General features: G+C 60.3%; 21 protein-coding genes, 1 tRNA gene and 1 pseudogene. 11 read left to right on the top strand and 12 right to left on the bottom strand.

All coding sequences use genetic code 11. The annotated features are described in order from the left end of the window. Positions 1-60 precede the first annotated feature (60 nt). The 7 genes from H0I86_RS10935 (at position 61) to H0I86_RS10905 (ending at position 5,524) form a co-directional block, all read left to right on the top strand. Positions 61-912 carry a 3-hydroxybutyryl-CoA dehydrogenase gene (locus H0I86_RS10935; protein WP_180925001.1) on the top strand — a complete coding sequence of 284 codons (852 nt, stop codon included), beginning with the start codon at positions 61-63 and terminating at the stop codon, positions 910-912. Beyond that, positions 905-1,501 (top strand): TetR/AcrR family transcriptional regulator, encoded by a 597-nt coding sequence (locus tag H0I86_RS10930; RefSeq protein WP_180925000.1) that lies wholly within the window; start codon positions 905-907, stop codon positions 1,499-1,501. Before H0I86_RS10935 ends, H0I86_RS10930 begins: the two co-directional genes overlap by 8 nt. 275 nt (positions 1,502-1,776) lie before the next feature. Next, positions 1,777-1,965, top strand: a complete 189-nt coding sequence (locus tag H0I86_RS10925; RefSeq protein ID WP_038580430.1) for a DUF1843 domain-containing protein — start codon at positions 1,777-1,779, stop codon at positions 1,963-1,965. 34 nt (positions 1,966-1,999) lie between these two features. Continuing rightward, positions 2,000-2,644, top strand: coding sequence for a DUF1842 domain-containing protein (locus H0I86_RS10920; protein ID WP_180924999.1), 645 nt, complete (start codon positions 2,000-2,002; stop codon positions 2,642-2,644). A 52-nt stretch (positions 2,645-2,696) separates the two neighbouring features. Next, the gene (locus H0I86_RS10915) at positions 2,697-3,278 is read left to right on the top strand and encodes a DUF1842 domain-containing protein (protein ID WP_180924998.1); all 582 of its coding nucleotides are present in this window, start codon (positions 2,697-2,699) and stop codon (positions 3,276-3,278) included. A gap of 152 nt (positions 3,279-3,430) precedes the next feature. Then, positions 3,431-4,894, top strand: coding sequence for a GDL motif peptide-associated radical SAM/SPASM maturase (locus tag H0I86_RS10910; protein ID WP_180924997.1), 1,464 nt, complete (start codon positions 3,431-3,433; stop codon positions 4,892-4,894). Between the two features lie 216 nt (positions 4,895-5,110). Beyond that, a complete protein-coding gene (locus tag H0I86_RS10905; protein WP_180924996.1) occupies positions 5,111-5,524 on the top strand; it encodes a VOC family protein in 414 nt (137 codons plus the stop codon). 47 nt (positions 5,525-5,571) lie between these two features. Here H0I86_RS10905 and H0I86_RS10900 read toward each other — a convergent pair whose 3' ends face one another. Beyond that, positions 5,572-6,078, bottom strand: a complete 507-nt coding sequence (locus tag H0I86_RS10900) for a winged helix-turn-helix transcriptional regulator (RefSeq protein WP_180924995.1) — start codon at positions 6,076-6,078, stop codon at positions 5,572-5,574. 114 nt (positions 6,079-6,192) lie between these two features. Here H0I86_RS10900 and fabF point away from each other — a divergent pair, with 114 nt between their 5' ends. Together fabF and H0I86_RS10890 are read left to right on the top strand one after the other, a co-directional pair. Next, positions 6,193-7,461 (top strand): beta-ketoacyl-ACP synthase II, encoded by a 1,269-nt coding sequence (gene fabF, locus H0I86_RS10895; protein ID WP_180924994.1) that lies wholly within the window; start codon positions 6,193-6,195, stop codon positions 7,459-7,461. Positions 7,462-7,881: 420 nt separating this feature from the next. Next, positions 7,882-9,690, top strand: a complete 1,809-nt coding sequence (locus H0I86_RS10890; RefSeq protein ID WP_180924993.1) for a calcium-binding protein — start codon at positions 7,882-7,884, stop codon at positions 9,688-9,690. 318 nt (positions 9,691-10,008) lie between these two features. Here H0I86_RS10890 and H0I86_RS10885 read toward each other — a convergent pair whose 3' ends face one another. Beyond that, positions 10,009-10,470, bottom strand: coding sequence for a GNAT family N-acetyltransferase (locus tag H0I86_RS10885; protein WP_232539760.1), 462 nt, complete (start codon positions 10,468-10,470; stop codon positions 10,009-10,011). A 426-nt stretch (positions 10,471-10,896) separates the two neighbouring features. Then, a complete protein-coding gene (locus H0I86_RS32355; RefSeq protein ID WP_180924992.1) occupies positions 10,897-11,193 on the bottom strand; it encodes a hypothetical protein in 297 nt (98 codons plus the stop codon). Positions 11,194-11,584: 391 nt separating this feature from the next. Between H0I86_RS32355 and H0I86_RS10875 the strand changes: the two genes are divergently transcribed. Further along, positions 11,585-12,747 (top strand): IS3 family transposase gene (locus tag H0I86_RS10875; protein WP_180924991.1). Its coding sequence is split into 2 segments (ribosomal slippage): positions 11,585-11,840 and positions 11,840-12,747, totalling 1,164 coding nucleotides; the frame shifts between segments, so codons are not numbered across the junction. A gap of 614 nt (positions 12,748-13,361) precedes the next feature. On the opposite strand, the gene H0I86_RS10870 is transcribed toward H0I86_RS10875, so the two are convergent. After that, complete coding sequence (locus tag H0I86_RS10870; RefSeq protein ID WP_180924990.1) at positions 13,362-13,571, bottom strand: hypothetical protein; 210 nt, start codon at positions 13,569-13,571, stop codon at positions 13,362-13,364. A gap of 90 nt (positions 13,572-13,661) precedes the next feature. Further along, a complete protein-coding gene (locus tag H0I86_RS10865; protein ID WP_258019458.1) occupies positions 13,662-14,003 on the bottom strand; it encodes a BRCT domain-containing protein in 342 nt (113 codons plus the stop codon). A 226-nt stretch (positions 14,004-14,229) separates the two neighbouring features. Here H0I86_RS10865 and H0I86_RS10860 point away from each other — a divergent pair. Further along, positions 14,230-14,673, top strand: a pseudogene (locus H0I86_RS10860) (phage integrase Arm DNA-binding domain-containing protein). Positions 14,674-14,749: 76 nt separating this feature from the next. Here the strand turns inward: H0I86_RS10860 and H0I86_RS10855 are convergent. The 7 genes from H0I86_RS10855 to rpmI form a co-directional block, all read right to left on the bottom strand. After that, positions 14,750-14,826 (bottom strand) — tRNA-Pro (locus H0I86_RS10855). 91 nt (positions 14,827-14,917) lie between these two features. Then, complete coding sequence (locus H0I86_RS10850; RefSeq protein ID WP_007920509.1) at positions 14,918-15,274, bottom strand: MerR family transcriptional regulator; 357 nt, start codon at positions 15,272-15,274, stop codon at positions 14,918-14,920. Next, entirely contained in the window at positions 15,255-15,557 is a 303-nt protein-coding gene (ihfA, locus tag H0I86_RS10845) for an integration host factor subunit alpha (RefSeq protein ID WP_002553164.1), read from the bottom strand. The genes H0I86_RS10850 and ihfA overlap by 20 nt, the downstream gene beginning before the upstream one ends. 3 nt (positions 15,558-15,560) lie before the next feature. After that, positions 15,561-17,939 carry a phenylalanine--tRNA ligase subunit beta gene (gene pheT / locus H0I86_RS10840; protein ID WP_180924989.1) on the bottom strand — a complete coding sequence of 793 codons (2,379 nt, stop codon included), beginning with the start codon at positions 17,937-17,939 and terminating at the stop codon, positions 15,561-15,563. A 34-nt stretch (positions 17,940-17,973) separates the two neighbouring features. Beyond that, on the bottom strand, positions 17,974-18,990 hold the full coding sequence (pheS, locus tag H0I86_RS10835; RefSeq protein ID WP_007920512.1) for a phenylalanine--tRNA ligase subunit alpha: 1,017 nt from the start codon (positions 18,988-18,990) through the stop codon (positions 17,974-17,976). 109 nt (positions 18,991-19,099) lie between these two features. Further along, positions 19,100-19,456, bottom strand: a complete 357-nt coding sequence (gene rplT / locus H0I86_RS10830; RefSeq protein WP_007905879.1) for a 50S ribosomal protein L20 — start codon at positions 19,454-19,456, stop codon at positions 19,100-19,102. Positions 19,457-19,486: 30 nt separating this feature from the next. Then, the gene (gene rpmI, locus H0I86_RS10825) at positions 19,487-19,681 is read right to left on the bottom strand and encodes a 50S ribosomal protein L35 (protein ID WP_002553160.1); all 195 of its coding nucleotides are present in this window, start codon (positions 19,679-19,681) and stop codon (positions 19,487-19,489) included. Positions 19,682-19,737 lie beyond the last annotated feature (56 nt).

Raw genomic sequence — 19,737 nt, 5'->3', positions numbered from 1 at the left:
CATTGCAAGACGCGTTCGCGCTGCTCTGCGACACGCCCGGACGAAGAAAGAGAAGCCAAGATGAATCTGCAGAATATCGGCGTGATCGGCGCCGGCACCATGGGTAACGGTATCGCGCAGGTCTGTGCCCAGGCCGGGTTCGAAGTGACCTTGCTGGACATCAGCGACAGCTCCCTGCAAAAGGCCCTGGCCACGGTGAGCAAGAACCTCGACCGGCTGATCGCCAAGGGCAGCCTGGACGAAGCGCAGAAACTGGCGACGCTGGGGCGCATCCGCACCAGCACCGACTACGCCAGCCTGGTCGAGGCACATCTGGTGATCGAGGCGGCCACGGAAAACCTCGAGTTGAAACTGCGGGTGCTGCAACAGATCGCCGCCCAGGTTGCCAGCACCTGTGTCATTGCCTCCAACACCTCGTCGCTGTCGATCACCCAGCTCGCCGCCAGCGTCAGCGCGCCCGAGCGCTTTATCGGCCTGCACTTCTTCAACCCGGTGCCGGTGATGGGCCTGATCGAAGTGATTCGCGGCCTGCAGACCAGCGACGCGACCCACACCCTGGCCCTGGACATGGCCACGCGCCTGGGCAAGGTCGCGATCACCGCCGGCAACCGCCCGGGCTTCGTGGTCAACCGGATCCTGGTGCCGATGATCAACGAAGCGATCCTGGTGCTGCAGGAAGGCCTGGCCAGCGCCGAGGACATCGACGCCGGCATGCGCCTGGGCTGCAACCAGCCGATCGGCCCGCTGGCCCTGGCCGACCTGATCGGCCTGGACACCCTGCTGGCGATCCTTGCGGCCCTCTACGATGGCTTCAACGACAGCAAATACCGGCCCGCGCCGCTGCTCAAGGAAATGGTCGCCGCCGGTTACCTGGGGCGCAAGACCGAACGCGGCTTCCACCGCTATGGCTGAGCGTTGCTCGCGTTTCGCCGAAAGCCGCGACAGGGCCCTGGAGCTGTTCGCCAGCAAGGGCTTCGGCCAGGTCGGCATGCGCGAGCTGGCGAGCCATCTGGGGCTGACCCCGGGCTCGCTGTATCACCATTACCCGAGCAAGCAGCACCTGCTGCTGGACCTGATCGAAGAGTTCTACGACGAACTGCTCGGCACCCTGGGGCGCATCGAACGGCGGCGCAAGGCGCCGGACGATCGCCTGCGCACGCTGATCCGCGCCCACCTGAAACTGCACCGGGAACTGCCCCGGCATTTCCGCCTGGTGGAGCGCGACAGCGGTTGCCTGAACCCGGACCAGCAGCAACGGGTGCGCCAGTTGCGCGAGCAATATGAACGCCGCCTGCTGATGCTCCTCGGCCCGCTGCCGCGGCTCGGCGACGCGGCGCTGCTGGCCACCGGGCATGCCATCGCCAGCCTGCTCAACAGTGCGCCCGGCTGGCTGGCCGAACAGCCGTTGGCCGAACACGAGCGCGAAACCCTGCTGGAACACCTGCTCAGCGGCGCCCTGGAGCGACTGTTGAACAGCGCGCCGCAGAGTGCCGTGGCCTGACGCCGGGCCGGGGCGATCCTGCCCTTTTCCGCCCACTTCCGAGAGTCGAAGTGCGCAGCGCCGCTTGTATCTATTCTTCGTAAGCCGCGTCCTGCTGATTGCCAAACGCGCTATGTCGCCGCGCCAGTTGCTTGTCCCGCCTGAATATATTTTTTCCCGATAACGGCTATTCAAAGTTATTCGGTGGCCCTTGCGTTTGCCCCGTGCCCGGCCTGCTTAACTGCAAAAGCTGCCGGATAGCGCAGTCTCTACAACCTCCCACGGAAGGCAACGCCATGAGTTCATCCTCGCAACATGTCATTCCGCCCTATGGAGTGGCGATTCAGAAAGCAATCTCCCTCGGCAACCTGCCGCAGATGAAGTCCCTGCTCAAACAACGCGATTCATCCCAGAAGGAATCCAAAGAACTGAGCAGCGCTTACGAGCAGTTGGCACAGGAAGTCGCCCGTCTGGAACGGCGCTAAGGCTGTTCCATTTTCTAATGCAATGGAGGCAATCATGTCCGGTTCCACTACGTCCCCTGTTGGCCTGTTTCCCCTCAGCTACCGGATCGGCAATCCGACCCCGGGCGCGCCGAGCCTTACCCTCGACCTGCTGGTCTACACCCCCGAGCAGACCGTGCGCGGCACCTCGGTGGTGACCCAGGCCAGCAACCCGCCGCTGGACCTGCAGTCCGATGTGTGGGGGCAATACACTTACCTCACCGTCATGCCACCCAGCTCGAGCAAGATCCTGGTCACCGCCCAGGGTAACCAGGGCGGGCCGGGCTCGAACTCGATCGTCACTTTCAAGATTCAGCTGGTGGTGGACCACGACTGGAAGAACGGCATCGCCAACTACCAGTACTACAACGGCCAGCGCTGGGTATCGGTGGAGAACGCACCCGCCCACCTCGTCGAGTCGGTGCCCTCCTACGCCTTGTCAGCCCTGCCAATACCGCTGGAACCCGGTCCGGTCCTGCTGCCGTATCCACCGATCACCCCGCTGTATGCCGCACCGATCCATGGCGCCATCGCCAGCGGCGACCTGACCCAGATGAAGAGCCTGGCCAGCCTGGCCCAGCAGCAACTGGACCAGTTGCCCCAGCTGCGCAGCGCGCTGGATGCGGCCAAGAACGAGATCGGCCGGCTCGAGCGGCGCTGACCACGGCGTGCCAACCCACCGACTTCCCTGAACAAGAACAAGGAGTTGCACCATGCACACTGGACTGTTCCATACCCGCATCCAAGCCACCACGGGGCTGTTGGGCGCCCCGGTTCTGACCCTCGACCTGTTGGTCAACACCGTGCAGAAAAAAGTCAGCGGCGTGGCCCGAGTGTTCAAGAGCACCTACCCGCCGGTGAACTTCTTCGCCGACGTGTGGGGCGACTATTCCAAGGCACAACTGCACCCATCGACCGAAGGCCACATCATCCTGAGCCTGACCGGCAACCCCAGCGGCCCGACCAGCCAGATCGCCGCGACCTTCCACCTGCACGGGATTCTCGGGCTCGACTGGGTCAGCGGTTTCGCCAGCTACAAATACTGCTACCAGGGCAACTGGCAGGACGTGCAGCACGCCACGGTCAGCCAGGCGTCGATCCCGCACCCCGAGCCTGTGCCCCATCACCCTGTGCCGCTGTATGCGGTGGCGGTGCAGCAGGCGCAAAGCAGCGGTGACCTGGCGCAGCTCAAGGCGGTCGTCCGCCAGGGCGAGCAGCAACTGGCCAGCAGCGATGCGCTGCGCAGCGCCTTGCAGCAGCTGAACGCCGAGATCGCCCGCCTCGAAGCTCGCTGAGCAGTGGCGTCCGGGCCTGGCCTTCCTTCCCCGGGGCCAGGCCTGGCTCGCCACTGGCAAACCCTATGTCCGCTCGGGCCGGCATCGCCAGGGACGGCGCGGACATCCGCCAGGTTCGTGCTGCGCGCCTGTGTGCGCCCAAAGGACTGTCCATGTCAGCCAATCGCCCCGCCCGCTACCTCAGCGAAACCGACCTCAAGCGTTACGTACCGGTGCATGTGGTCTGGGAAATCACCCTCGCCTGCGACCTCAAATGCCTGCATTGCGGCTCGCGCGCCGGCCATCGACGCCCCAACGAACTGAACACCCAGGAATGCCTCGACGTGATAGACGCCCTCGCCGCCCTCGGCACGCGGGAGGTCACCCTGATCGGCGGCGAAGCCTATTTGCGCAAGGACTGGACCCGCCTGATCCGGGCCATCCACGACCACGGCATCTACTGCGCGATCCAGACCGGCGGGCGCAACCTCACCCCGGCGAAAATGCAGGCCGCGGTGGAGGCCGGGCTCAACGGCGTGGGGGTTTCGCTGGACGGCCTGGCGCCCTTGCATGACGCCGTGCGCAACGTCCCGGGCTCCTTCGACAAGGCCGTGGATACCCTGCGCCGGGCCAAGCAGGCCGGGCTCGCGGTCAGCGTCAATACGCAGATCGGCGCGGCCACCCTGCCCGACTTGCCACAGCTGATGAACCTGATCATCGAGCTGGGCGCCACCCATTGGCAGATCCAGCTGACGGTGGCCATGGGTAACGCGGTGGATCACCCGGAACTCTTGCTGCAACCCTATCAACTGCTGGAAGTCATGCCGCTGCTCGCGCGCCTCTACCGCGAAGGCCAGGAACGCGGCCTGCTGATGAACGTGGGCAACAACATCGGTTACTACGGCCCTTACGAGCATATGTGGCGCGGCTTCGGCGACGAGCGCGTGCACTGGAGCGGCTGCGCCGCCGGGCAAACGGTGCTGGCCCTGGAGGCCGACGGCACGGTGAAGGGTTGCCCGTCACTGGCGACGGTGGGGTTCTCCGGCGGCAATGTGCGCGACATGAACCTGCACGACATCTGGCACTACAGCGAAGGCATGCATTTTGGCCGCCTGCGCTCGGTCGACGACCTCTGGGGTTATTGCCGTGGCTGCTACTACAACGACGTGTGCCGCGGCGGCTGCACCTGGACCTCGCACTCGCTGCTGGGCAAGCCCGGCAACAATCCGTACTGCCACTACCGCGCCCTGGACCTGCAGAAAAAGGGCCTGCGCGAACGCATCGTCAAACTCGAGGATGCCGCCAAAGCCTCGTTCGCGGTCGGGCGCTTCGACCTGATCACCGAACGCATCGACACCGGCGAGACGGTCAGTAGCGTCAGCGACAGCGGCCAGGTGATCAAGCTGGCGTGGATCAACCAGGGGCAGAAATCCCCCGAGGAAGGACGCCTGCCCACCCGTCTGGCCCTGTGCCGCAGTTGCTGGCAGTACATCCATAGCCACGAAACCACCTGCCCGCACTGCTCGGCCGATGTGGCCAGCGCCGAGGCCGACTACCTGGCCGACCGCGCCCGGCAGCAGGCAATCATGGATCGCCTGACCGGCCTGCTGGGCATGCCCCAGACCCGGCTGGTGTAGCGCTACCCCAGGCTCGCCGCCGACTGCGGCGGCGGGCCTGACAAGGGGTGCACCAAGGGCGATAACCCGCCACCGCCCCATGAAAAAACCGTCTAAGAACAAGCCCACTGCCACACCGGTTTAGGCTTTGCTAGTGGAGGTCTCAATCCATCGGTTTTTTGCCAGCGGGCCGGCTTATCCGGCGCGCCCGCGGCCCTGCCATCCGGGAGTCCCAGCATGAAAATCAATCCCTACCTGATCTTCAACGGCGATTGCGCAGCCGCCTTCAAGTTCTACGCCCAGAGCCTGCAAGGCACCCTCGAAGTGATGATGACCTTCGGCGAAAGCCCTGCCCGCGAGCATGTTCCCGCCGAGTATCACAACCTGATCATCCACACCCGCCTGCTGGTGGGCGACCAGGCCATCATGGGCTCGGACAGCACGCCCGATCGGCCTTACGCGGGGATCCACGGCTGCTCGATATCGCTGAATGTCGACAGCATCGCCGAGGCCGAGCGGGTGTTCGCCGCGCTGGCGGACCAGGGCACTGTCCAGATGCCGTTGGACGCCACCTTCTGGGCGGCGCGCTTCGGCATGCTGGTCGACCGCTTCGGCGCCTCGTGGATGGTCAACTGCGAAAAGGACCAGTGACAGGCGCTGGTGGTTAAGCCAAGGGTGCCGTGGCGATCCGCGGTACCTCAGGCTTCGCCCTTGGCCTCCATCACCTGCAACGCTCCCAGGCGCTGACGTATGCCTTCGCTGGCCACCGGCCCGGCCTGGACCGTGCAGTGCTCCAGCGGCACCGGGCGGCCATCGACCAGGTCGGCCATCATCGGCCGCACCGGCCGGCCGGTGGCGCGCTCGACGATCTGCACGCTTTCCCCTTCCGGCGCGTAATGGCGATTGCCCCAGGCGACAAACGCCATCAGCACCACACGGAAGTCCTCGCCCCGGGCCGTCGGCACATACTGGTAGCGCAGCGGCCGCTGGCTGTAGGCCTGGCGCTCCAGCAAGCCGGCCTCGACCAGCGAATTCAGGCGTCGGGTGAGCATGTTGGGGGCGATCTCCAGGCTGCGGGAAAACTCCTCGAAACGCCGCAGGCCATGCAGGGCGTCGCGCATGATCAGGATGCTCCACCACTCGCCCACCCGCTCCAGGCTGCGGGCAATCGGGCATTCGTCGTGAAGGAGGGTCTTGCGTTGCATGGCGGTTCCTCGAATTTCACAGTTGCGTATTTGTGGTCCGGCCATGTTACTTTCATGATGATAGTGACGTCCATAGAGCGACACACCCTACTCGAGATGAAGGAGCTGAAGGTCATGAACAAACGCATTGTCGTCACCGGCATGGGCGCATTGACCCCGCTGGGCTGCGGCGTCGAACAGGTCTGGCAACGCCTGCTGGCCGGACAATCGGGTATCCGCCGGCTACCGGAAGAACTGATCGGCGACCTGCCGATCAGCATCGGCGGCCAGGTTCCGGACCGCATCCAGGACCCGCAGGCCGGCTTCGATCCGGACGCGCTGCTGGCGCCCAAGGAACAGCGCAAGATGGACCGCTTCATCCTGTTCGCCCTCGCCGCGGCCCAGGAGGCATTGACCCAGGCCGGCTGGGCTCCGCAGACGGCGGAGGCGCAGGAACGTACCGCCACCATCATCGCTTCGGGCGTGGGCGGTTTCCCGGCCATCGTCGACGCCGTGCGCACCACCGACAGCAAGGGGCCGCGTCGTCTTTCGCCGTTCACCATTCCATCCTTCCTCAGCAATATGGCCGCCGGTCATGTGTCGATCCAGCATGGCCTGAAGGGCCCACTGGGCACGCCGGTGACAGCCTGCGCCGCGGGTGTCCAGGCCATCGGCGATGCCGCGCGGATGATTCGTGCCGGGGAGATCGACGTCGCGGTCTGCGGGGGCACGGAAGCCACGATTCACCGGGTCAGCCTTGCCGGTTTCGCCGCCGCACGCGCCCTGTCGAGCGATTTCAACGACACTCCGGAACGCGCTTCGCGGCCCTTCGACCAGGCCCGCGACGGCTTTGTGATGGGCGAAGGCGCCGGCCTGCTGGTGATCGAAGAGCTGGAACACGCCCTGGCCCGGGGTGCCACGCCGATCGCCGAGCTGGTGGGCTACGGCACCAGTGCCGACGCCTATCACATGACCGCCGGCCCAGAAGACGGCGACGGTGCCCGCCGCGCCATGCAACAGGCGTTGCGTCAGGCTGGCGTCGAGCCGTCCCAGGTCCAGCACCTGAACGCCCACGCCACCTCGACCCCGGTGGGTGACAAAGGCGAACTGGCGGCGATCAAGAGTGTGTTTGGCAACAGCAGCGAGCTGGCCATCGCTTCGACCAAGTCGGCCACCGGCCACCTGCTGGGCGCCGCCGGCGGGATCGAAGCGATCTTCACCATCCTGGCGTTGCGCGACCAGATCGCCCCCGCCACCCTCAACCTGGAAAACCCGGATGCCGCCGCGCAAGGCCTCAACCTGATTCGTGGCCAGGCGCGGCCGCTGGCGATGGAATACGCCTTGTCCAATGGCTTCGGCTTTGGCGGGGTGAATGCCAGCGTGCTGTTCCGGCGCTGGGTATAAGGCAGGGATTGTTCGCCGGGCATAACACGGTTTCAGTGCGGCTTCACTGGAACCTCAATGTGCCCGGCCAGCCTTGTGCAACTGGGTATTTTCAGTCGGATGTCGACACGTCCGGCACCTTCGCCAGGTTGTCGTGCATGCATCCGATCTCAAAGGTAGGGAGGGTGGACGGCTGCGAACCATCCTCGAGCTAACCAAACTGTAATGACGCTGAATTTTTAGCGGCTGGATCGGGCTTTTCCCAGGACGATCGTGCCAACACCCCCTTGCCTGGCCCACGTCCTCCAAATGAATGAGTAGCTTGGGCGCAGATTCCGGAGCACGCAGTCACCAGGCTCCGCAATCCGAGCGAAGAAGAACAAGAAGACTTCAGCTCTTGTTTTTTTTCATGACTTTTTAGTTTGTGAGGGAAAACGAACCATGGCGATATTCGACTACAAGGGCCAAGACGGCCGCGTGCTCATTTCAGATGCCTGGAACCTGGCCACCTACACCAGCGGCGTAGCGACCATAGGCGCGCTCTACCACTTGCCCGGGGCGGTCCTGGGCGAAGGCAACACCTTTGTCCTGCCCAAGGGCTGGCGCGAGATCAGCGCCAGCGACCTGGGCATCGACGGCAGCCACCTCGACCTGACAGGCAGCTTCAAGGGCGAGAACGTATCCGGCTCCCAGGCCAAGGTATTCGGCCAGTACGACGAGAGCGGCAAGCTGGTCAAAATGGGCTTTTCGATTGCCGGCACCAACTCGCCGATGGACTTGCTGGGCTACCCGGCAATGATCGACAACTCCTATATCCACGGCTACGACTACCTGCTCGACTCGATCAAGAACTACGCCACCCACCATAACCTGACGGGCAAGGACGTGCTGGTCACCGGCTACAGCCAGGGCGGCTCCGTGACCAACAGCATGTACCTGGGCAGGGAGACCCTGGCCGACGGCTTTTTCAAGGATTCGGACTACTTCGGCATGGCCTCGCCAAAGGCCAGCAATAGTGACGGCATCTTCAACTTCGGCTTCGAAAACGACATCGTGCATCGGCTGATCGGCGAACAGACCGACCTGAGCGGCGCCATTCTCGCGGCCCTCAAAGGCAGTGACGCCAACTACACCTCGACCACCGACAACATCGTGCTGTTCGACACGGTCTACGCCCTGCCCACCTGGCCCAACGGCCCCTTCTCCGTGGTCAATCCCAACGGCTGGGTGGCGCACCTCGAAGGCATCTTCATCAACCCTATCCAGCGCATCGGCCAGTCGACGTTCTACGACTACATCGAACGCGACAGCACCATCATCATCAGCAACCTCGACCCGGTCAGCCGCAGCTTTACCTGGGTCAGCGACAAGTACTCCGCCACCTCCAACCACTTCGGCACTCCGGCCTTTCTCCTCGGCACGGACAGCGCGGACAAGCTGCAGGATGGCAGGAACGATGACTTCCTGGACGGCTTCGCCGGCAACGACAGCTTCAGGGTCAGCACCGGCACCGACATCGTCGCGGCCGGGGTGGGCGACGACAAAGTCTTCCTGCAGGGTACGGTCACCAGCTACGAAGCCGTGCGCCTGAGCGATGGCAGCCTGTTTCTCAACGATACCGGCGGGCGTTACGGCCTCAAGGAGCTGCACGACGTCGAGCATGTCGAGTTCGAAGGGCTCCTGGGCCAGACCTTGACCCCGGCCTATACCGTGACCAGCGGCAAGCTCGACTTCGAAGGCCTGTTCGGATCGGACAAGAGCTACGCCAAGGCCACCGAAGGCACGCAGTTGGCAGACCTCCTGAAGGGGACCGCCGGCCGCGACCTGATCTTCGGCCAGGGCGGTGACGATCTTATTGAAGGCGACGCGGGCCATGATCTGCTGCACGGTGGAAGTGGCAACGACACCCTGCTCGGCGGCAATGGCAACGACGCACTCTACGGCGGCGCACAGAACGACATCCTGGTGGGCGGCCTGGGCAACGACACCCTCAGTGGTGGCGTGGGCAGCGATCTGTTTGTCTTCGACCAGGGCGGGTTCGGCCATGACCTGATCAGCGATTTCAACGTTCACCAGAACGGATTCGATCAGTTGGTGTTCTCCAAATCCCTGTTCGCCTCAACGGCCGCGGTCATCAGCGCCACCAGCCAACAAGGCAGCGACAGCCTGATCGTGGCGGGAGACAGCAGCATCACCCTGGTAGGGTTCAACCCCGCGCAACTCAGTGCGGACATGATCAGCCTGGTCTGACGCTCGATGGGCACGCCCTCCGTTCGTGTGAGGGTGTTGCTCCAGCCGGCTTTGGCCACGTCAGAAACACAAAGGGTCCACCTTGGGGTGGGCCCTTTTTTTGATCGTCCATTCTTCATTTAGGGCACTTGAGCCATCGGCAAGCTCACCCCACACACATCCGACGAAGGCTCTGCTCTTGAGCCTGTATCGGTCTGCTCCGTCAGGCCGCTCCGGATACGCTGGATGGTTTCTCGCGGGTAGAAAAAACCCGGCTCGATGGCCGGGTTTCTGTTTAGTCAATCCTGCACTCGCAATACCGATCAGCAACCGCGAGCACTATGTTCTCAGGCGCATCACGAGCTCGCCATCAAGCACTTCGCCCGTCTCTAGAAACCCCTCAGAAGCATAAAGATTGCGTGCCCCAATATTCTCCGGCGCGACGCCCAGAGTGATGTCAGGACCTCCCGACAAGCCTCTCAGGTATGCCACTAGCGCGCGCAGAGCTGCGCGTCCATACCCTAAACCTTGATGGTGACGGTCAATCATCAGGCGATAGAGCCAGCGACCGTTATCGTCCGGGTCGAGGGCATGCATAAGGAAGCCGACCATTTCTCCAGAATGAACGGCGCGCACCGCTAAGGGTTCACACCAAGGACATTCGGCAGCTTCTTCCAATGATTCGGCGTTGCTGGCAATAAAGTCGATCTGTTCGTCACGCACTTGCAGAGCGCAACATTCTGCTTCTTCATCGCGAGTGGATATCGGAGCAAGAAGCACAGCAGGGTAAAGCGTACGCATTGGGTTTTCTCCGCGGGGCGGTGATCGCCCCTCCAGAATTTCGTTGATGGTTCAGTAGCGAAAACATCGTTGGAATCTGGGTCATAGGGCACCTCCTTTTTTCTCGCGGATGGAAACCGATTGGCTGATCCGGCCAAGCGGCGGCGAAATTCTAGAAAACTTCACTTTAACGACGCAAGCGATAGCCATGTTTTGAAAAGAGGTCCTGGTCACCTGAGGCACAAGCCCATGCAAACCCAGGATCACTGGACGAAGGTTGATGAGCGCGCCGAGCAGATGGCGTTGCACCAGGGCGAGGCGGCTGCAAACAAGAGGTGTGCCTAAAACGGGCCGTTCGGCCTGCAGATGGGCATGACCGCCGAGCAGGCCCGGGCAGTCACCAAGGTTCTGGGCAGCAACTGAGCGGGCAAAGGGATGATCTGAATTTCACGCCCCTGACTCAGGGTCACTCGCGGGCATGCCACGAGGCTCATTGTCCTTTTCGTCCTGTGTGCCTGCATCAGGATCATCGACGCGACCACTTTTGCCTGCTTCCGGGTGCTCACTCGACACCGAGTTGTTTACATCTACGTCGATCATCTCTTCATCGACCGGCGCTTCATCGTTCGCAGGCAATGGAACCTCAGGCTCCTTACGCTTTGGATCATGGCCTGCGTCGCTGTCCGTGGCTCGCGTTACGCCCTGCTGCGACCAGCTACCAGGTGCATTATCGTTAATGTTCATGCTGGCTCTCCGTTCTCAATGCTCGGGAAATCCGTGCCTTAAACGTGAGAAACGACAGAGCCTTGCAAGTGCCGAGAAATGGATAAACGGCGGTCAATAAAAAACCCGGCTCGATGGCCGGGTTTCTATTCGGTCAACCCTGCGCATGCAGGAATGACGGGCGAGCACCGCCAGTACGTTGAGCAGGTGATGGCGCTCGGCAACGCAAGACAAAGGTGACAGCAGGATCAATGCGTGGCCGACGACGCCACACCACGTCAATACCAACAGAACGAGAGCGAAGCGGTATCAGCTACAAAGGTGAACGGTAGATCGATGAGAGCCAGTTGTAGTGGTCTAATGAAACCGGACACCCATTTAGGCGAGAATGCTCGCCAGATAGAGGTGTCTGATGACCAAGCAACGTCGTTCCTTTTCCGCTGAATTCAAACGCGAGGCTGCAGCTCTCGTGCTCGATCAAGGCTATAGCCATATCGAGGCCTGCCGCTCGCTCGGGGTGGTCGAGTCCGCGTTGCGTCGCTGGGTTAACCAACTCCAGCAGGAGCGCAGTGGTGTTACTCCGCAGACAAAAGCGCTGACGCCCGAGCAGCAGAAGATCCAGGAGTTGGAAGCCCGGATCGCTCGTCTTGAGCGGGAGAAATCCATTTTAAAAAAGGCTACCGCGCTCTTGATGTCGGAAGAGCACGAGCGCACGCGCTGATTGATCAACTGAGCACCCAAGAGCCGGTTGATTGGCTTTGTGTGGTCTTTGATATCACTCGTTCGTGCTACTACGCCCACCGCCTCAGATGTCGAACTCCGGACGTTGAACGACTTCGATTACGCAGTCGAGTCAATGAGTTGTTCACGCAAAGTCGGAGCGCCGCCGGCAGCCGCAGCATTGTGTCGATGATGCAGGAAGATGGCGAGCAAATCGGACGGTTCAAGGTGCGTGGTCTGATGCGGGAGCTGGCGTTAGTCAGCAAACAACCTGGATCACATGCTTACAAACAAGCGACGGTTGAGCGGCCGGATATTCCGAACATCTTGAATCGAGAGTTTGAAGTGCCGGCACCCAACCAAGTCTGGTGTGGCGATATCACCTACATCTGGGCCCAAGGGAAATGGCATTACCTGGCTGTCGTGCTGGATCTCTATGCGCGCCGAGTTGTGGGCTGGGCGCTGTCGAGCAAACCGGACGCGGACTTAGTGATCAAGGCTCTGGATATGGCTTACGAGCAGCGTGGCCGGCCTCAAGGACTGCTGCTTCACTCGGATCAGGGCTCGCAATACGGCAGTCGCCAGTTTCGCCAACGGCTCTGGCGTTACCGCATGCGCCAAAGCATGAGCCGTCGTGGAAACTGTTGGGATAATGCGCCGATGGAGCGTGTGTTTCGCAGTTTGAAAACTGAATGGATACCGACCGTGGGCTACATGACGGCTCAAGAGGCGCACCGAGACATCAGTCATTACCTGATGCATCGGTACAACTGGACTCGACCGCACCAGTTCAACGATGGGCTGGCCCCGGCTCAGGCCGAGAAAAAACTTAACGTCGTGTCCGGGATTAGTTGACCACTACACACACACTGTCTATCCAACCAGCAATAACACTCAGTCTATCGCCAGTTAGCGAAAGGTAATAGCCAAAAGCCACACAACCCAGGCGCAGGCTTGCGAAGGGCTAAGCTGTTATGAGCGCCCACAGCCTCTACATTGGCGGAGGGCCTCCCCTCATGAGTTTCTGGAGTCTAGAGATGGCTGACAAATCTGCCGAGTACGCTCGAAACACACTCAACTCGCTCATAGCCGGTGGTTATGTTCAGGGTCTAACTCAAAACCGACCAGGTGAGGCCGGCCTTCGGATTGATGTGGAGATCCTTCGCAGCCTTGAGGCGCAGCTCCGTGAATACTACTCAACCGGGCCATACCAAGACCCCAGCGCGAACGGCACTCCCTTGAGTATCTGAGAAGGCGATAAGACACGGAGCTCGAGGCATTTAGCACTTGTGCGGACTATCACAGAGCCGGCCGCGCTATGGCAGGATGCCCTGCATCACTCACTGAGTCATGGATGGAGTTTGAAAAGTGACATGCGATGAGTGCCTAGAAAGTCCCGGGCGATTCAGTGTTTGCAAAGGCTTCCATGTCTGCTCCTAAAGATCCCCTGCCTAGCTAGAGGGCCCTTGCTAATGAAGGGTCACGACCCTGCGACTTTCGCCAATCCTGATCCGATCCAGCGCACGGTTTAGCGCGTCCAGGGCGTTAAGCAGGGCCTGCGCCTCAACCTCTCGTCCATCACCCCAAAGCCTCTCAGCCATTTTGTTGAGGGCCTGGATGGATCGCTCGATGTCCGCAGCAGTTACTGCTTTGGTATCTGCCGGCTTTTTCTTTGTCATTCGTAACATTTCCGCGGCACTGGAGAGTCAGCGCAAGAGCATATGCTACCACGGTGAAATATCTGCAAACTCTTGCCCCGCCAGGACTCGCTAAGGCAGCTCGCCGGTCGTGATCAAACTCAGAAACTGGTCTGAATCAATGATAAAAGCCCCTGCCTCCTGCGCCTTCGCAACCTTAGTCGGTCCAACATTATCGCCATAACAGAGGAAGGTGAGCGTTTTGCCAGGAGTCTTCATAACCTTCAACCCAAAATCCGAAGCTTTTTGCTCAAGCTCGGCACGGTGCGCAGCTAGGAATCCAGTAAAGAGAATTTGATTTAGTCCACCAGACGGTGTCTTGGGCTGCGGAGTGCGGGAGGCAGCTTCGAATGCCGCGAGAGCAGAAGGCTTTGGCCGTAGCCTTGGAGCTAGCGGAGCAGCCTCATTTAGCAACAAATTTGCCCCCTGAAGGAACTCGATAATTCGATCCTTCCGAAATGTTTTGGGGAAAGTATCTTCGGCAGATCGCCCTTGGATGCCCCCAGGCGATCCGCAACTACATCCGAAATGGACAACTCCCAGGCGAGCAAATAGGCAAGCTCTGGTACGTTGACTGGGCCGCGCTCACCAAGTCAGCCGGAAACGATCTCGTCGCGATGGTATTGAAAGGAGCTGCATGATGGCACCAAGGCCGCGTAAAACTGCAAACAAGTGCCTTCCGCAGAATCTGTACTTCGATGCGCGGCGCGGGACATATCGCTACCGGAGGCCGACCGACGGGAAGTTTTTCCCGTTCGGCTCCGGTCGCCTGAAAGCAATCGACGCAGCGAAGCAGCTGAACCTGGAGTTCATGCGTGGTGCAGATCTGATCGGCGTTGACGCGAGCCTTCAAAGGGGCCCGGGAACTGGCGGGTTGCTACAAAGGCTGGAAAGAAGAGGAGATGCCAGGCTTCCCGAAGTGCGAGCGCTATCACTACACCTGTATCAGAAAGCTGGAAAGGACGGGCAGAAAATCGCCAGTCACGCGAGCGAGAGCATGACCAAAAACTACCAGCGCGACCATGCGGAAAGCGTCTGGTCCGAGGCGATTCCAGACCTGAATATCAGCGAAATCACCGGGTAGTTTTGCGCGGGTATTGCGCAGGCACAAAAAAGCCGATCTTCTGATCGGCTTAAGTGTCTGATTTTACTCAGAAATATGGTCGGGACGGAGTGATTCGAACACTCGACCCCTAGCACCCCATGCTAGTGCGCTACCGGACTGCGCTACGCCCCGACTAGGCGTGTTACTGGGTTTGCTTCTTAACGAAGCGTTCAAGAATATATCGCAAGCTTTTGAAATTTGGAAGTATTTTAAAAGCCGAAAATCACTTCTTGAGTACCACCAGAACGTCCTCCAGTTCGGAGATCATCTGGCGGATCAATTGCTTGTACTGGGTGGTGTCGTCTTTGGCTTCATCACCGGAAAGGCGCAGGCGCGCTCCACCGATGGTGAACCCCTGATCATAAAGCAACGCGCGGATCTGCCGGATCATCAGCACATCCTGGCGCTGATAATACCGGCGATTTCCGCGGCGCTTGACGGGGTTGAGTTGAGGAAACTCCTGCTCCCAATAACGCAGCACATGCGGTTTGACCGCACAGAGCTCGCTGACTTCACCAATGGTGAAGTAGCGCTTGCCCGGAATGACCGGGAGCTCGTCGTTATGACTTGGTTCCAGCATAAGCCTCAACTCGGGCCTTCAACTTCTGCCCTGGACGAAAGGTGACCACACGGCGTGCCGTGATCGGGATTTCTTCACCCGTCTTCGGGTTGCGGCCAGGTCGCTGGCGTTTATCCCGAAGGTCGAAGTTACCGAAACCGGACAATTTGACCTGTTCGTTATCTTCGAGAGCGTGCCTGATTTCCTCAAAAAACAGCTCGACCAATTCCTTGGCCTCACGTTTATTCAGGCCCAGCTCTTCGTAGAGACGTTCGGCCATTTCAGCTTTCGTCAGAGCCCCCATACGTCACTTCCTTAACGTGGCGTTCAACCTGTGTTCGAGCGAGGTGAGGATATTTTGCGTCGTGGAGTTCACCTCATCGTCATTAAGAGTGCGCGATGGATGCTGCCAGGTCAAGCCAACCGCAAGGCTTTTTCTATGAGGATCAATGCCTTTACCTTGGTACACGTCAAACAACCTGAGGTCTGTCAGCCATTCGCCTGCATTCTCACGGATTACATCCAGCACCGCACTGGCGGCAACATCGCGATCAGCCAGCAGGGCCAAGTCACGACGTACTTCAGGAAAGCGCGACAACTCACGGAATTCAGGCATTTTTCCCGAGACTACTTCGGCCAGAACCAGCTCGAAAACGAAGACCGGACGGTCGAGACCGAGGGTTTTCGACAATTCAGGGTGGATAGCACCGATATAGCCAACCAAACGACCTTCACGTTCGATGCGCGCGGTTTGACCCGGGTGCAACGCAGGGTGCTTGCCAGGCACAAAAGTGAACGCATCGAGTGCGCCGGCAAAGCCCAGCACTGCTTCCACGTCGGCCTTGACGTCAAAGAAGTCCACGACATCGCGACCTTGTGCCCAGCCTTCCGGCAGACGAGTGCCGCACACCACACCGGCCAGCATCGGCTCTTGCTTCAAGCCTTCCAGTTGACCGACGAAACGCAGACCGCTTTCAAACAGACGGACACGGTCCTGCTGACGGTTCAGGTTGTGCTGAAGCGCCTTGACCAACCCCGGCCACAGCGACGAACGCATGGCAGCCATATCGTTGGAAATCGGATTGGCCAGCAACAGCGGCTCGACACCTGGATTAAACAACTCGAACTGTTTCGGATCGATGAAGCTGTAAGTAATAGCCTCCTGATAACCGCGGGCCACCAGCAAACGACGCAGCTCAGGCAGATCGCTACGAGCTTCGGCCTTGGCTTGTGGAGCCAGGCGCGCCTGTGGGTAGCGGACCGGCAGGCGGTTGTAGCCGTATAGACGAGCCAGTTCTTCGATCAGATCGACTTCCAGGCTGATATCGAAGCGATGGCTTGGCACTTCAACGCGCCACTGCCCTGCTCCATCGGCAGAAATCTTCAGGCCCAGGGCGCCGAGCAGGCGCTCGACTTCCGGCGCCTCGATTTCCATGCCCAGCATCTGGGTAATGCGCTCGGCACGCAGGGTGATCGGAGCGATCGACGGCAGGTGCTGTTCACTGACCGCTTCGATGATCGGGCCGGCTTCGCCACCAGTGATCTCCAGCAGCAGGCCAGTGGCACGCTCCATGGCTTCACGGGCCAGTTGCCAGTCCACACCACGCTCGTAGCGATGCGAGGCGTCGGTATGCAGGCCATAGGAGCGAGCTTTACCAGCGACAGCGATCTGGTCGAAGAATGCACTTTCCAGGAAAACGTCGCGAGTAGTCGCGGTTACGCCACTGTGCTCACCACCCATGACACCGGCAATCGCCAGAGCCCGGGTATGGTCGGCGATAACCAGGGTATCGCTACGCAGGGCCACTTCCTGGCCGTCGAGCAAGACCAGCTTCTCACCCTCTTCAGCCATCCGTACTTGGATGCCACCGTTGATTTCGGCAAGATCGAAAGCATGCAGCGGCTGCCCCAATTCGAGCATTACGTAGTTGGTAATGTCCACAGCCGCATCGATGCTGCGTACGTCAGCACGACGCAGACGCTCGACCATCCACAGTGGGGTCGGCTTGGACAGATCGACATTGCGGACGACTCGGCCCAGATAACGCGGGCAAGCCGCGGGCGCCAGTACTTCAACCGGACGCACTTCGTCGTGCGCAGGCGCGACGGACAGCACCACCGGCCGGGTGACTGGTGCGGCATAGAGCGCGCCGACTTCACGGGCGAGACCCGCCAACGACAGGCAGTCACCGCGGTTAGGAGTCAGGTCGACTTCAATGCTGGCGTCGTCTAGCTCCAGGTACTCACGGAAATCCTTGCCTACCGGCGCATCGGCCGGCAATTCCATCAGACCGTCATTGCCCTCTCCCACCTGCAGTTCTGCCTGGGAACACAGCATGCCGTTCGACTCGACGCCGCGCAGCTTGGCCCTCTTGATCTTGAAGTCGCCAGGCAGCTCCGCACCGATCATGGCGAAAGGGATCTTCAGGCCCGGACGCACGTTTGGCGCACCGCACACGACCTGGAAGGTTTCCGTGCCATTGCTGACCTGGCAAACACGTAGCTTGTCGGCATCGGGGTGTTGTTCGGTGCTCAGTACCTCGCCCACCACCACGCCACTGAAAACACCGGCGGCCGGCGTCACGCTATCGACTTCAAGACCGGCCATCGACAGACGAGCAACCAGCTCATCGCGACTTACCTGCGGGCTTACCCAGCCGCGCAGCCATTGTTCACTGAATTTCATCCTGCTCTCCTGAAAGATTCGTTACGGGTGCGACCTAGCGAAATTGCGCGAGGAACCGCAAGTCGTTGTCGAAGAACAGGCGCAAGTCATTCACGCCGTAACGCAGCATGGCCAGACGCTCGGCGCCCATACCAAAGGCAAAGCCCTGGAACTCTTCCGGATCGATCCCGGACATGCGCAGCACGTTCGGGTGAACCATGCCGCAGCCCATGACTTCCAGCCAACCGGTCTGCTTGCAGACACGGCAACCTTTACCGCTGCACATCACACATTCCATGTCGACTTCGGCGGACGGCTCGGTGAACGGGAAGTACGAAGGGCGGAAACGCACCGCCAGTTCTTTTTCGAAGAACACCCGCAGGAACTCTTCGATGGTTCCCTTGAGGTCGGCGAAATTGATGTCGCGATCGATCAGCAGGCCTTCGACCTGGTGGAACATCGGCGAGTGGGTGATATCGGAGTCGCTACGATACACGCGGCCTGGGCAGACAATGCGGATCGGCGGCTGCTGCGATTCCATGGTGCGGACCTGTACCGGCGAGGTATGGGTGCGCAACAGCATGTTCGCATTGAAATAGAAGGTGTCATGCATCGAACGGGCCGGGTGGTGGCCTGGGATGTTGAGCGCCTCGAAGTTGTGATAGTCGTCTTCGACCTCAGGGCCTTCGGCGATGCCGTAGCCGATATGGGTGAAGAACTGTTCAATACGTTCCAGAGTCCGGGTCACAGGATGCAGACCGCCGGAGACCTGACCGCGGCCAGGTAGGGTCACATCGATGGACTCGGCGGACAGTTTGGCAGCCAGTTCGGCTTCTTCAAACAAAGCCTTACGCGTATTGAGAGCCTCTGTAACACGCTCCTTGGCAACGTTGATCAGGGCGCCGACTTGCGGGCGCTCCTCTGCCGGCAAATTCCCCAGGGTCTTCATCACCTGAGTCAATTCACCCTTCTTGCCAAGGTACTGAACCCGGATTTGCTCCAGGGCATTGATATCTTCAGCGCTTTGCACAGCCTCTAGTGCTTGAGAGACCAGCGCATCCAGGTTTTCCATGTACAGACTCCAGATACAAAATAGGGGAAGAGCTTGTAGGCTCTTCCCCTATTTATGACGTTTAACACCTGGGCCCACAGAGGTGAGCCCGGGTGACTGTCGGGGGTACTTAAGCCAGAGTGGCTTTAGCTTTCTCGACAATCGCAGCAAACGCCGCTTTTTCGTTCACTGCCAGATCAGCCAGAACCTTACGGTCGATCTCGATGGACGCTTTTTTCAGGCCTGCGATGAAACGGCTGTAGGACAGACCGTTGATACGAGCACCCGCGTTGATACGAGCGATCCACAGAGCGCGGAACTGACGTTTTTTCTGACGACGGTCACGGTAGGCATATTGGCCTGCCTTGATTACCGCTTGCTTGGCAACACGGAATACGCGGGAGCGCGCGCCGTAGTAGCCTTTAGCAAGTTTCAGAATTTTTTTGTGACGTTTACGGGCAATGACGCCACGCTTTACACGAGCCATGAGTTACTTCCTCTATTCTTGATCCAAAAATTAACGAAGGCGCAGCATGCGCTCGACTTTTGCCACGTCAGACGGATGCAGCAAGCTGCTACCGCGCAGTTGACGCTTACGCTTGGTCGACATTTTGGTCAGGATGTGGCTCTTGAAAGCGTGCTTGTGCTTGATACCGTTAGCAGTTTTCAGAAACCGCTTAGCAGCACCACTTTTGGTTTTCATCTTTGGCATGTTCGGATACTCCGCATTCAGTTGATAAACATAATCAGAAGGCCTGCCGTGCCCTG

Source organism: Pseudomonas chlororaphis subsp. aurantiaca, from assembly GCF_013466605.1.
Classification (GTDB): domain Bacteria; phylum Pseudomonadota; class Gammaproteobacteria; order Pseudomonadales; family Pseudomonadaceae; genus Aquipseudomonas; species Aquipseudomonas chlororaphis_I.
This window is presented reverse-complemented; position numbering and strand designations above follow the sequence as displayed.

What these genes read in the sequence shown, in the direction of transcription:
- H0I86_RS10935 (WP_180925001.1), top strand. Translation starts at nt 61, where the DNA reads ATGAATCTGCAGAATATCGGCGTGATCGGCGCCGGCACCATGGGTAAC.
- H0I86_RS10930 (WP_180925000.1), top strand. Translation starts at nt 905, where the DNA reads ATGGCTGAGCGTTGCTCGCGTTTCGCCGAAAGCCGCGACAGGGCCCTG.
- H0I86_RS10925 (WP_038580430.1), top strand. Translation starts at nt 1,777, where the DNA reads ATGAGTTCATCCTCGCAACATGTCATTCCGCCCTATGGAGTGGCGATT.
- H0I86_RS10920 (WP_180924999.1), top strand. Translation starts at nt 2,000, where the DNA reads ATGTCCGGTTCCACTACGTCCCCTGTTGGCCTGTTTCCCCTCAGCTAC.
- H0I86_RS10915 (WP_180924998.1), top strand. Translation starts at nt 2,697, where the DNA reads ATGCACACTGGACTGTTCCATACCCGCATCCAAGCCACCACGGGGCTG.
- H0I86_RS10910 (WP_180924997.1), top strand. Translation starts at nt 3,431, where the DNA reads ATGTCAGCCAATCGCCCCGCCCGCTACCTCAGCGAAACCGACCTCAAG.
- H0I86_RS10905 (WP_180924996.1), top strand. Translation starts at nt 5,111, where the DNA reads ATGAAAATCAATCCCTACCTGATCTTCAACGGCGATTGCGCAGCCGCC.
- H0I86_RS10900 (WP_180924995.1), bottom strand. Translation starts at nt 6,078, where the DNA reads ATGCAACGCAAGACCCTCCTTCACGACGAATGCCCGATTGCCCGCAGC.
- fabF (WP_180924994.1), top strand. Translation starts at nt 6,193, where the DNA reads ATGAACAAACGCATTGTCGTCACCGGCATGGGCGCATTGACCCCGCTG.
- H0I86_RS10890 (WP_180924993.1), top strand. Translation starts at nt 7,882, where the DNA reads ATGGCGATATTCGACTACAAGGGCCAAGACGGCCGCGTGCTCATTTCA.
- H0I86_RS10885 (WP_232539760.1), bottom strand. Translation starts at nt 10,470, where the DNA reads ATGCGTACGCTTTACCCTGCTGTGCTTCTTGCTCCGATATCCACTCGC.
- H0I86_RS32355 (WP_180924992.1), bottom strand. Translation starts at nt 11,193, where the DNA reads ATGAACATTAACGATAATGCACCTGGTAGCTGGTCGCAGCAGGGCGTA.
- H0I86_RS10870 (WP_180924990.1), bottom strand. Translation starts at nt 13,571, where the DNA reads ATGACAAAGAAAAAGCCGGCAGATACCAAAGCAGTAACTGCTGCGGAC.
- H0I86_RS10850 (WP_007920509.1), bottom strand. Translation starts at nt 15,274, where the DNA reads ATGCTGGAACCAAGTCATAACGACGAGCTCCCGGTCATTCCGGGCAAG.
- ihfA (WP_002553164.1), bottom strand. Translation starts at nt 15,557, where the DNA reads ATGGGGGCTCTGACGAAAGCTGAAATGGCCGAACGTCTCTACGAAGAG.
- pheT (WP_180924989.1), bottom strand. Translation starts at nt 17,939, where the DNA reads ATGAAATTCAGTGAACAATGGCTGCGCGGCTGGGTAAGCCCGCAGGTA.
- pheS (WP_007920512.1), bottom strand. Translation starts at nt 18,990, where the DNA reads ATGGAAAACCTGGATGCGCTGGTCTCTCAAGCACTAGAGGCTGTGCAA.
- rplT (WP_007905879.1), bottom strand. Translation starts at nt 19,456, where the DNA reads ATGGCTCGTGTAAAGCGTGGCGTCATTGCCCGTAAACGTCACAAAAAA.
- rpmI (WP_002553160.1), bottom strand. Translation starts at nt 19,681, where the DNA reads ATGCCAAAGATGAAAACCAAAAGTGGTGCTGCTAAGCGGTTTCTGAAA.